The 10,411-nt window shown below is 43.5% G+C and carries 10 protein-coding genes and 1 pseudogene; 1 reads left to right on the top strand and 10 read right to left on the bottom strand.

Annotated elements, in window-relative coordinates; genetic code table 11:
* The 4 genes and pseudogenes from P5674_RS12560 to P5674_RS12545 all read right to left on the bottom strand — a co-directional run.
* Positions 1 to 1,312, bottom strand: a pseudogene (locus P5674_RS12560) (hypothetical protein); the annotation flags it as partial.
* A gap of 42 nt (positions 1,313 to 1,354) precedes the next feature.
* Positions 1,355 to 2,254: a hypothetical protein gene (locus tag P5674_RS12555; RefSeq protein WP_006619029.1), complete on the bottom strand. Its 900-nt coding sequence runs from the start codon at positions 2,252 to 2,254 to the stop codon at positions 1,355 to 1,357.
* Positions 2,255 to 2,278: 24 nt separating this feature from the next.
* Positions 2,279 to 3,094, bottom strand: a complete 816-nt coding sequence (locus P5674_RS12550) for a hypothetical protein (RefSeq protein WP_315670022.1) — start codon at positions 3,092 to 3,094, stop codon at positions 2,279 to 2,281.
* Positions 3,095 to 3,105: 11 nt separating this feature from the next.
* A complete protein-coding gene (locus tag P5674_RS12545) occupies positions 3,106 to 4,017 on the bottom strand; it encodes a Rab family GTPase (RefSeq protein ID WP_315670021.1) in 912 nt (303 codons plus the stop codon).
* Here P5674_RS12545 and P5674_RS12540 point away from each other — a divergent pair.
* Entirely contained in the window at positions 3,967 to 4,143 is a 177-nt protein-coding gene (locus P5674_RS12540; protein WP_162097037.1) for a hypothetical protein, read from the top strand. The genes P5674_RS12545 and P5674_RS12540 overlap by 51 nt on opposite strands.
* Positions 4,144 to 4,562: 419 nt before the next feature.
* Here P5674_RS12540 and csx2 read toward each other — a convergent pair whose 3' ends face one another.
* From csx2 to csm2, 6 genes are read right to left on the bottom strand one after another with little or no spacing between them, the layout of a single operon-like run.
* Positions 4,563 to 5,840, bottom strand: a complete 1,278-nt coding sequence (gene csx2 / locus P5674_RS12535) for a TIGR02221 family CRISPR-associated protein (protein ID WP_006619026.1) — start codon at positions 5,838 to 5,840, stop codon at positions 4,563 to 4,565.
* A 14-nt stretch (positions 5,841 to 5,854) separates the two neighbouring features.
* On the bottom strand, positions 5,855 to 6,613 hold the full coding sequence (cas6, locus tag P5674_RS12530) for a CRISPR system precrRNA processing endoribonuclease RAMP protein Cas6 (RefSeq protein ID WP_006619025.1): 759 nt from the start codon (positions 6,611 to 6,613) through the stop codon (positions 5,855 to 5,857).
* A gap of 7 nt (positions 6,614 to 6,620) precedes the next feature.
* Positions 6,621 to 7,889, bottom strand: coding sequence for a type III-A CRISPR-associated RAMP protein Csm5 (gene csm5, locus P5674_RS12525; RefSeq protein WP_006619024.1), 1,269 nt, complete (start codon positions 7,887 to 7,889; stop codon positions 6,621 to 6,623).
* Positions 7,890 to 7,900: 11 nt separating this feature from the next.
* Positions 7,901 to 8,941 (bottom strand): type III-A CRISPR-associated RAMP protein Csm4, encoded by a 1,041-nt coding sequence (gene csm4 / locus P5674_RS12520; RefSeq protein ID WP_006619023.1) that lies wholly within the window; start codon positions 8,939 to 8,941, stop codon positions 7,901 to 7,903.
* A gap of 9 nt (positions 8,942 to 8,950) precedes the next feature.
* Positions 8,951 to 9,895: a type III-A CRISPR-associated RAMP protein Csm3 gene (csm3, locus tag P5674_RS12515; RefSeq protein WP_006619022.1), complete on the bottom strand. Its 945-nt coding sequence runs from the start codon at positions 9,893 to 9,895 to the stop codon at positions 8,951 to 8,953.
* Positions 9,895 to 10,371 carry a type III-A CRISPR-associated protein Csm2 gene (gene csm2, locus P5674_RS12510; RefSeq protein WP_006619021.1) on the bottom strand — a complete coding sequence of 159 codons (477 nt, stop codon included), beginning with the start codon at positions 10,369 to 10,371 and terminating at the stop codon, positions 9,895 to 9,897. Before csm2 ends, csm3 begins: the two co-directional genes overlap by 1 nt.
* Positions 10,372 to 10,411: the final 40 nt, after the last annotated feature.

The following is a 10,411-nucleotide window of genomic DNA, read 5'->3' as shown; positions in this document are numbered from 1 at the left end:
GCTTTTCTTCCGAGTAATCTGTGATGATTCCTGGTTGCCATAAATCTGGTATTTGGGTGAGAGAATCTGCCAAATCTTTGGCGAAATACAGATAGTAAACCAGCGACCACAACCCATCGTTTTCATTGAGTAAGGATTGAGTCGCTTTAACAAGTTGTGGGATATCAACTTTGGAATGCACTAAACCACGGAGTTTATGTTTAATTTTGCTGTCGGATTGGGATGATTTTGGTGTTGTGATTAAGCGCGAGAGAAGACTATAAATTCCGTCATTAATATTTCGAGTCAGAGATGGCAAGCTGGGGGTGTTCTTTTTGTACTCTGCGAGAATCGATGCCTGCAATTTGTGGCAAGATTCCCAACAGTCATCCGGTTTGGGGGCGGTTTGCATCCACATCAAAAAGTCGGGCAAGAATTTCGGTATGAGTATGGCTTTTAAGGTCAACAGCATAACCATCGTTTCGGAGTATATTTTGTCTTTGTAGGCTTTGGATGCTGCTTGACCATCTAAGAGTTTGTTCCAAAATTTATCATCAACTTTGGGGTTGGCTAAAGCGCTTTCCAAGTTGTTGATGTGTTCGGGTTTGACGCGACCTTTGATGATGGCTTTGATCGCGGTTTTAATCTCCCCTTCCCCAGAGATAAATACGGAATCACGGGGACGACGGGCTAAAACTTCCTTGAAAAGGTCTTGCGCTTCGGAACTGGCGGGATAAATTACTTGGAAATACCAGGGATTTTCTAAGGCAGCAACATTATAAGCCCAAGAATAGTCCTCGCCTTGTTTTTTCGCTCTCTCTTTCGCGATCGCGTTTAATATCAACGGTTGACAGCGTTTTTTAGGGCTAATAACGATGGTTGGTGATGAGTCGTGTAAATATTCTCTAAATTTATCTAATTGAACAGTCTGTGAATCAGGGTTTAAACGGTGTCCGGTTGACGGGGGTTTGTTATCTGGATCGAAGACGGGAAGCTTATCCTTCCATCGCAAAATTGCCTCGATATAGTCCTTTCCCTCACACCAAAAATAGCGGTATAGCGGTAGACTCCGCCCGCGATCGTCCCGTCCCCGGCTGACGACGGCTACCACCGAATATCCCCCGACCTGTCGCCCCACCATCGCCGGTTTCTCTGGGAGGCCCCCTTCTGACAAGGAAAATTCGCCACTGGAAATGGCATTTAATATCTGCTGGGGAATGTCACGGGTACAATTGATGTACTTTCCGGTAAATCCCCCCGATTCCCACCCGCCGCCGGGAGTTCGTTTCACTTCAATTCCGGTACTAAATTCGTGAATGTAGATCATTGTCATGGCTGTGAAAGGATTGAAAATGAGGACATTGGGAAAATCCCATTAGTCGCGATCGAGTTCCGGGTGGCGTTTTCCGGTACAAAGCCAGTAAACGGGGGCGACTAAACCAAAGGGCCGCCAGAGTTTTGGTTTTTTAATCACGGAAGTTGTCCCATCACGCGATCGCCTCAACCGTTTCGAGTTGGGTTCGGGGTACTGTTTCCCCAAAATCCCAAAGGCGGAAGTAGTGAAATACTCCACCCCCACCCGGTTTAATTGGCAATAGCTTTCCAGTTGGGCCGAGAGTTTGGGAAATCTCATGTTTGCCAACTTTTTCGGTTCGTGGCGGTTCACCCACAACTCCGACTGTTCGCACTTAGTCAACACAAAGGCAATCCGTCGATGTTGGTTCTTCAACTCAGCGCGATCGAGTTCCACCACCAGTTTTTCGATCCCCGCGCAATACTCCTTATCCTTGCGGTGCGAGGTTCCATCCACGAGTACCATTAACCCCGTCGCCAAACAGCAATCGTCGAGGTAATCATCCAGCATCGGATCGCCACTTTTATGCACCAAATCCCGGAAAAACTCCCCGCTGTAATCCTTACAACTGACGTTGATTTGCACCATCTTTCCGGACCCCCGCAACCAGGAAAAGCGATCTTTGAGGGTGATGCTGAGGGTGTAGTCCTTCACCGCGTCGATATCGTGGAGGTTGGTGGGTTCGAGTAATAATCCCTGTTCTAGGATGTCTCTGGCTTTGTTTACCAGTTCCTCGCTGTCTTCGCCAAGGGGGGAGACGGTTTGCACGGGATTATCGGGGCTGGCGTTGGGCCAGTAAGCCAGGGATGCCAAATAAGTGGTTTTCCCGGAACTGCGATCGCCGATAATTCGCACCGCCGACTCTCCGCCCAAGGTTTTGATGGATAATGATTTCGAGTTGGTTTTGTTGTCAAATAGCATGATCGACTCACTCACTCTTCAAGTTCAGATTTTGCCGGTACTTAACCAACACAACGGTTCAACTAAATTGTAAGGTTGCCACCGGTTTTGCTCCCGTAAAATCGAGACTCGTCCGTCAGTTCCCCCAGCATCCGCCCGGTTGGGGCGAGGGTCAGACCGTCCCAACACGCCGAAGGTTGACATCCCGAAAAACCGCAAGTTTTGGGGAGGAATGTTTTTTTTGAGGGTTGTGAGGGTTTTTTTCAAGTAAATGCCAAATAGGTCGGTTTCCGGGTCGAGTCGTCCCGGCCAAATTTCCCCCCGTTCGCATTTACTCATGGCTACGGCTAGGCGATAGTTATCTAGGCGATCGTGTTCGTCCATAATTTTTACAAATTGCTTGATCAATCGGCTATAAAAACTATCTCGGCTGCTTTCCCACTCCGTAAACAACAGCAAACAACCATCCACGTCCGCCCTAAAACATTCGTCGATAAATTCCTCGAGAATCGGGTCTGGGGAAGGCTGGAGAATTTTATCGAACACTTCCCCGGGGTAGTCGCGAACTGTGAGTTGGATATCGATTTTGGGTTTGAGGAATCCCGGTTTCACTTCGATTTTAAAGGAGTAGTCGGGAAGGTCATCGACACTTCTGATGCGATCGCCTAGCACAGTCGGTTCAACCGCTAACCCTTTGCAAATTGTCTGTTCGGCATCTTCGGCGAGCCTGTAAGTCTCGTCGTTCAGGGGTTCGATGCTGTATTGGCTACGGGAACCCTGATACTCAGGAAACTGGCTGAGTCCGGCGAGATAGGTGGTTTTTCCAGATGCCCTGGGGCCGATTACGCAAATGTTGCCCATAGCTGACTCCTTTATTGGTTACTACTAAGATAAGTGCCCAGATAAATCCAAGGAAGTTCCACCAGTTCCCGGCTGTAAATGCTAGTGATGAAACATCTCACCGATAAACCGGAGGTATATTGGTTGAGTTCGGCGATGTGGGATTGTAGGGGACCGAAAAACCTTTTGAAAACGTAGTCGTTGCGTTGCATCCAGTTCATCTCGGCATCCACGGGATGATAAGCTAGTTTTCGGGCTTCTTCTTTCAGGTCGATGCCTCGGATCAGGTCGGCTTTGTTCAGGCACAGAACCAGATGTTTGGCTTGGCGACAGTCTTGGCGGAAAAATTTTACCCACCGCTCGAATCGTTGAATCCATTGTTTGCGGGTGATAAAGTCTTCCTGAATGATGCCATCCCCCTGGCGGATAATTTCCCGGTAGGGGGACAGGATTAGGCACACGCCTTGACTGCTGTGAGCGGTTTTCAAAAATTTTCTCCACTCGTCGGGGTTGTCGTTTTTCCAAGTCGATCGCCATATTTCCCCTGGTGTATCTATCCATTCGGTATAGATGTTTTTGGGTCGGCTGGGCAGGGTCACTTCGATCTCCAGTTGGCGATCGTAGGTAGCCTGGCTGGCATCGGTAGCCATGGTTTTTCCCTCCTGGTCATTATACAGAAGGGCTTTAAGCTGATTGTAAAGGGGATCGGTGACTTTGACGAACTGGCTGCTGGGATGAGCCAGTTCCAGCACTAGGGAAGTTTTGCCCGTATTGCGATCGCCGATATAGATAACGCCCATAGGAAAAGTTCCAATAAAAAGGTCTAAACATGGTGGTCGGGTAAATTGGTTCTGGGTAAGTCGGTTCTGGGTAAGTCGGTTCTGGGTGAGTCTATGGCGAGACTTCCAGTTGGCGATCGCATCCCACCACCTCCGCGCCGCCACTTTGACCCAGAGGCGATCGCCCCTCCCCCCGCGAAAGTTCTAAAAAAGGGTGCTACAAAATGTGGGTTAATAGAATCTACAACCCTTACAGTGAGGCACTTTCACTATATTAAACCTAATGCTTAAAGGCCTAATGGTATCCCCTTATTATCAAACACAAATCTACTGGAATCTATCTTGGGACTGTAAACTTTTCTAAAGGTTATCCTCCGATTGCAGTTATCCTCAGTTAGAGATGGCCATCCGGTGGGCTGATCATCTATCTACCTATCAGGGACAACCGATAAATTTACGCAAATTTAGAAAAATTTAATTGATCAATTACCTCTAATCTCTGTGTAGAAGCCATTTACAGCGGCGATCGCCCCTACTTGGGGGCCCGTTCGATGTGACTAACTGATAGTTCGCCAAGTTTCCGAAATTGCCAGTCTCATGTTGATTGTTTTCAATTACTGATTTTCATACCGGATCTGGCTCAACTTTTACTTGTGAAGCATATTTGGCTCTGGGTTTGGACGAATGAATGACAGGCTAACTATTAAAATTTAGCTTTTATACTCTTCATCAAATACACCCCATACCTGAGCAATTTTTTTCAGGTCTTCGACAATTTTTTGTAATGTTTGTTTGATATCTTCAACACTTTTCGGATCTTTACGGAAACCAGAATGAAGAACATCATTGCGTAAATTAGCCAACTTACAAGGGGGATTATTCCATAATTGATTGATCATCTTACGCTTAGATTCTTCAATCTCTTTATATTGACTGCGGTAAATTGACTCACGCTCTCCCACTTTACCACCACAACAAAGGATTTCCATTTCTTCCCGTGCTTGTTTATCCATTGGATCGAGTTCAAAATTATAACAGAGGAGAGAAGGTAGCCATTCCCGTCCTAGTGATATAGCTTGGACATATAGACCCTTCTTTGCATACCACTCAATCTCAAAAAACTGTTTCTGTAATGCAGCTTTGCCATTGACTTGATAGTTTTTCGGTTCAGCTAAAGCAAATTGACCATACTCACTCACAACACGATTTAATAATAGTTCAAAAGGTGGCACAACTCGTGCTAAGTCTGGTTTACCTTGTTCAATACTTTCCGGTAAAGCTGCGGCGGCGGTCATGACATCCATGGGACGCAATAATTGCAAACCTTGAGAAATTTCTAAAATGCGATCGCCCAATGCTTGAGTATGACCCTCTGCCTCTTGCAACAATTTCGCCAAGTCTTCACCATTCCCAGTTTTCAGAAACTGATCCGTTGCTGTAAGCCAGTCAAACAAGCGGACTACTGGTAAAAGGTCAAAGGTGGGGGTAATGCCATTCTCCTTAGCTTCAAATGCACCATAAAGCAAACCTTCGATGGTAATATTTCGCACCACTCGAAAATAACTAACTGCCAAAAGCGCAACAATTGGCACAGAGCGAAATGAATGAGTAATATCAAAAATTACGCGATCGCCATCTTCCAAACATTCATTAACTTTATTGAAAATTGTCCAGATATCTTCTGGACTATTCCGCTCAGGAATGTTTTTGACTGGGACAATCTCAATATCAGGAAACTTTTGTGCCAATATTTCTTCAAGTTGATGCCAATTTGAGCGATCTTCTTTCTGGTCTCCCCTACCAGGACATTTGGTTTCAACTGTTGGAGTCAAGAAAATATATATTTTCTGGGGCTGATAAAATTCAGCCAAAGCCTCTTGGTAGTATTTTGTGGTCAAATGGATTGACTGAGTAGGATGTTTATATGTGGTAACTTCGTAAGAGTTGAATCCCAGAAAAGAAATGATTTTGGTGATGGCGGTTCTCATGATTAATTAATCCTTTAATAAGTTTCGGTATGACCCATTCCCAATCTTGTCTTAATTCCAGTTCCTGAAAACTCAGAATATTGAACCAACAAATTCGCGACATTGACCAGTAGGGGGTCGGTTTTGTACAATGCCTTTAAGGTGATTTCACCAACAAATCCATTAACTGAGTCTTTCCCAATTCTACATAACTGAGTAGAAATTCGATGACGTTTCAGAGCGATCGCATTTGATAAATAAGTAATCAATTCTCCACTACCCAAATAAATCGGAGCAAAATTATTCCAAGATTGCAGCCAACTCCGAAACATCAGTCCGGGAACTGGAAGGGGGAGCTTTATCGATTTTTGGGCGAAAGCGGTGGGAGTTGTAAACTTGAGGTTAGACTCGAAAATTGGCTCCGGTTCATTAGCTACTAAGGTGGTGTAAAGTTGTTCGTAACTTGTGATATTATCTTGGCGATCGGTAACTTTAAATTTAAATCCTAAAAATTCTAAACCACCAGATAAATCAAGAGATGCGATCGCTTTAGAACTTTTTTCTTGCAAACCAGAAAAGGTTAGCTGATAAAACTCTTCAGGTTGAAATGTAATGAAATCTCCAGCCCCCAAGTACCGTCCCCTGATGCTAGAAAAGCTAGTGTCAGGGATCATATTGAGACCAATTCCTAACCCCAATTGATGATGAAGTTGTTTAACCAACTCCAAGCCGTAAGACCTAGGAAGTGTTATCGGTTCACAAACAGTCAATGTCCAAGTTGAACGAATCAGCATTAATTAATTATCCTCGAAACTTTACCCACCCCGGGACATATTTAATATTGCCTTGAGGATCGACCACAGTACGACGAGATTTGGGAGCTTCAAAGTTGGGAGCTTTTATCCCACAAGTATCTCTAATTTTTGCTCTCAAATCATCTGCAAATAGCCATCCTACGGTTGTTCCGGTCATCCCACTAGCCCAACCTATTCGCAAATGATAAGGGCATCTTTCTGGTTCATAAAAATCTCTAATCGCTGTGAAATCAAGATTTTTACCTTGATGCTTTTGGTTTTTAACCATGCTCCAGTAATCATGTTCTCCATCCCACTGTTCTTGAGCAAAACTTTGGCAAATTTTCAGCAATTCATCAACGGATTTAAAAGGCATTTTCATGCCTCTTTTGTGTTGAAACCAGGATAACATTTCCGTATCTAAGGACAAAGTAAACTTGGTTTTAACATTTCGGACAACTTCTGCATAAATAGAAGCTCTGTATTTAGCATTCTCATTTTCAAAATGACTAGAAACCAGAATTTCAGCTACAACGGGAATGTTAAAAGTAACTTGTCTGTTGTTAATCGTCACTTTTCTTTCAATTAGAGGTTGAGAATCAGTGACTTGAACAGCTCGCATAATATCAGTATTAGGCCCGGTACGCTCTGCCATTGATTTACCCTGATAATTTAATGAGAAATCCGCAAATAAACTATCCATGAATAGCTCATCGTCTGCCCACTTTTGTTGTCTTTTCAAGTGGTCATTATCTAACTGCTGCCTCAGTCGTTCCTCGATCGCACTCACTCGGTTAGAATTAGGAACTCCGTACTGATCAGCATTTTTGAGTAAGTAATAAGCGATCGCTGTTCTAATGGCACCTTTAATTGAGCTGCCGGGAATGTAAAGCTGTCCGAATCCATTACGAATCATGGGCCGTAAATCAGTTACTTTTTCATCAGTCCATTTCCTGTCAATTGCTCCTAGTGGAAAAATAGGATTTCCCAAAATATCTTCAGCATTTTGCCAATTTTTACCAAAAGCTGATTCCAGAATACTGAGAATTTCTTGTCGATGCTCTATCGCACCGATATAATCATGCAATTTTCCTCGATTTGACAACGCTCTAGCCAGAGCTTCTTGATCTGGAAGATAGACTCTTTGACTGGTTTGAACATATTCAAATGGGTTGAGCCGAGACACCGCAGAGCCAATGTGTAAAAGCGGACTCGATAACTGAATTGTTCTAGTTTCATAAACTTGAGGCTTGGAAATATTCAAAGCTGAAACCATGACTATTGTTGTTATAGGATAATAGGCAAGCTAAAACCAATTCCACTCCGATACACTTTATGTAATTTTTGAAATTGGTAGGGAGTTACATCCGCTAATTGTCCGTTAGTAGGCATTGGAAATACCGAGCCTTCGACAAACATTCGCACTTTTTTACGTCGCAGTTGTCGCCCAGAAAAGGGAGAGGAAATCCATCCCCCTCGTTCCAGTATTCCATAACTAGCTCTATCATTATGGACTATATCCGAAATCGGATTTTCCCAAAGCAAACTGATTAAACTGTAGTCGGTTGCTTGAGGACAGTTAAGCAACTTTTTCCATGTATCAGATAGCTCTGACCAAGTGGGTTTAAATTGTCCTGCGCCACTGGAACGCTCACCGCCTAAGCCTTCATCCCCCAATAAATTTAAGGCGGCAAAAAGTCTATTTTCTAAGTCTTTATCGACGTTAACTAAATCTATTAAAAAGTACAATCCACAGGACTTATTAAATTGTACAAAACCAGTATGATAGAAATTAGTCGCCCGAGTTTGTCGGTCGATCGCTACTTTGGGAGTTTTATGGATTTGATAGGCTTGGCTATAGTCAAAAATTCCCGAATTTTTGAGATTACCAGAACTGTTAGCCTGGTTAGTATAATCAATCAATTCGGTGCGATCGGTCCCCGTAAAACCACTACCTTGATACCAGCGTTGCCAAATATCCAGAGGTAAGTAGTGAATTTTTTTGTAAGTCTTGGTAAATTCTAAATCATTTCCTACTGGATACCCGCGCGGAAATTTGAGAGGTTTTGGTAAGTAGTCAATCCTTTTCTGACCATCCTCAGAGTAAATAAATGTTGAGCTGACCCGAAAAGGAGGCGATGATTCAAAAGATTGCAGTAAATCTTCAACGGCATCTTTTCCAAACAACCGAGCATAGGAAATAATCAGCGCACTAAATAATGTATCAGAACGCACCCGTTCGCTCGTTTCTTCAACTCCAATTCCGACTTCACCAAAATGGGTAGAGTGTTGTCCGAAATTCAGGCTAACTCGCTTGTAGTTGCTCATAATCTAGGTTTAACTGCCTGGTAACTGAGATTGAATTTCGCTAAATCTGCTTAAAAATTCAGCCGTATTTTTGAGGGATGGGAAGTTAATAGAAGTACCGCCACCACTGGCAATATTTTCGTATTGTTTGGCATCACGGTACTCAAAATTAAAATTCTCAAATTTCACTTTTCCGTAACCCCTAGAACCATGTCCCCCCAAGGCATCATCTTCTAAAATTGACAGAGCGATCGCTAAGTTTTTGACATCTTTAATCGCCTGATTTTCATCCTCAACGGTATAAACCATTTCAAAAGTAAATTTCGCTCCGGCTGGGACTCGCTCTAATTGTCTGGGGTTAGCCGCTGCTGTCACCCGATCTAATCCATTCTCAAACTTCCACTCAGTCATATACAACCCAGTGTCAATGTTACGAAGTTGCTCTGCTGATTCGGGAGTTAAATGGCAATCCCGAACAATCAAGCGAGCCGGACAATTTCTGCCTTTAATCTTCGTATGAGATACACCATTAATGGTTTTATTTCCCTGACCACCTAATTCCTGTGACTGAGCAATATCGCTAGGAATCCAACACTTAGAACCACCAGTGGAGCCAAAGAGACGGCTAACTTCACAGGTTTTTGCGCCTTCATATTCAACATACTGATCCGCTTGAATCTCTGTATAGCCACTCTCTAGATCATCACTTTCATAACGGTATGTTCCGCTTCCTCCCCCTCGATTTAAAGGTTTATTAAGCCATCTTTCTAAAATGGCTCGAAGTTTACCTTTAATCGAAGAACCAGGCAAATATGGATATTGACTCACCGGATCGCGAATCACAGGTTTATCCAGTCCTCCAATTTCCAATGTTTCTCCGCCACCACCGATATGCAGTCCCGTTTCAACAATCAGAGTTCCCGTAATTTTTAACTTTCCAACTAGGGGGGTTTGAGGTCTTTCAATAACTGTCATTATTTTCCTCCTTCGGCTTTATGATAAGCAATAATGGACTCGATTAATTGAACTAAGCGTTCAAAATCTTCTAAAGAATGTACATGATCGATAGCAGCAGACATAACATCACTCAAAGGTTTGGCTGCCTCTTGTCTGGCTGCTGCATAAGCTAACTTGGGTTTGAGAAGTACAATTTCCGGTTCAATTTCGGCAAAAAGCTGATTCTGATTTGCTTCAGTTTGAGCCAGTTTGGCTTTCAAACGATTAATGGCATCCAAAAACTTGCGGATCTGATTGGTCTCTAACCTCTTGTTTTTGAGATAAGGCCCGAAAATCTCAGCGTGTTTAACCAGATCTCGAATTGGGTAATCTTTGAGAGTCCCATTTTTCTTGTCCTGTTTCAACTTGTGAATAGCTTTAATTATCTCTCGATCCGGAGTTGGGGATGATGCTGATTGAGGTGTTGAATTGTGTCTCGGTTGATTGGGAGTCATAATAATTTCCGGTTTTTATATGAGAAGCAAGGTCTGACTA

It is taken from the genome of Limnospira sp. PMC 289.06 (genome assembly GCF_032350395.1).
GTDB classification, from domain to species: Bacteria; Cyanobacteriota; Cyanobacteriia; order Cyanobacteriales; family Microcoleaceae; genus Limnospira; species Limnospira platensis.
Note: the sequence above shows the minus strand (reverse complement) of the source record. Positions and strands in the feature narration are given on the sequence as shown.

What these genes read in the sequence shown, in the direction of transcription:
- P5674_RS12555 (WP_006619029.1), bottom strand. Translation starts at nt 2,254, where the DNA reads ATGCTATTTGACAACAAAACCAACTCGAAATCATTATCCATCAAAACC.
- P5674_RS12550 (WP_315670022.1), bottom strand. Translation starts at nt 3,094, where the DNA reads ATGGGCAACATTTGCGTAATCGGCCCCAGGGCATCTGGAAAAACCACC.
- P5674_RS12540 (WP_162097037.1), top strand. Translation starts at nt 3,967, where the DNA reads ATGGCGAGACTTCCAGTTGGCGATCGCATCCCACCACCTCCGCGCCGC.
- csx2 (WP_006619026.1), bottom strand. Translation starts at nt 5,840, where the DNA reads ATGAGAACCGCCATCACCAAAATCATTTCTTTTCTGGGATTCAACTCT.
- cas6 (WP_006619025.1), bottom strand. Translation starts at nt 6,613, where the DNA reads ATGCTGATTCGTTCAACTTGGACATTGACTGTTTGTGAACCGATAACA.
- csm5 (WP_006619024.1), bottom strand. Translation starts at nt 7,889, where the DNA reads ATGGTTTCAGCTTTGAATATTTCCAAGCCTCAAGTTTATGAAACTAGA.
- csm4 (WP_006619023.1), bottom strand. Translation starts at nt 8,941, where the DNA reads ATGAGCAACTACAAGCGAGTTAGCCTGAATTTCGGACAACACTCTACC.
- csm3 (WP_006619022.1), bottom strand. Translation starts at nt 9,895, where the DNA reads ATGACAGTTATTGAAAGACCTCAAACCCCCCTAGTTGGAAAGTTAAAA.
- csm2 (WP_006619021.1), bottom strand. Translation starts at nt 10,371, where the DNA reads ATGACTCCCAATCAACCGAGACACAATTCAACACCTCAATCAGCATCA.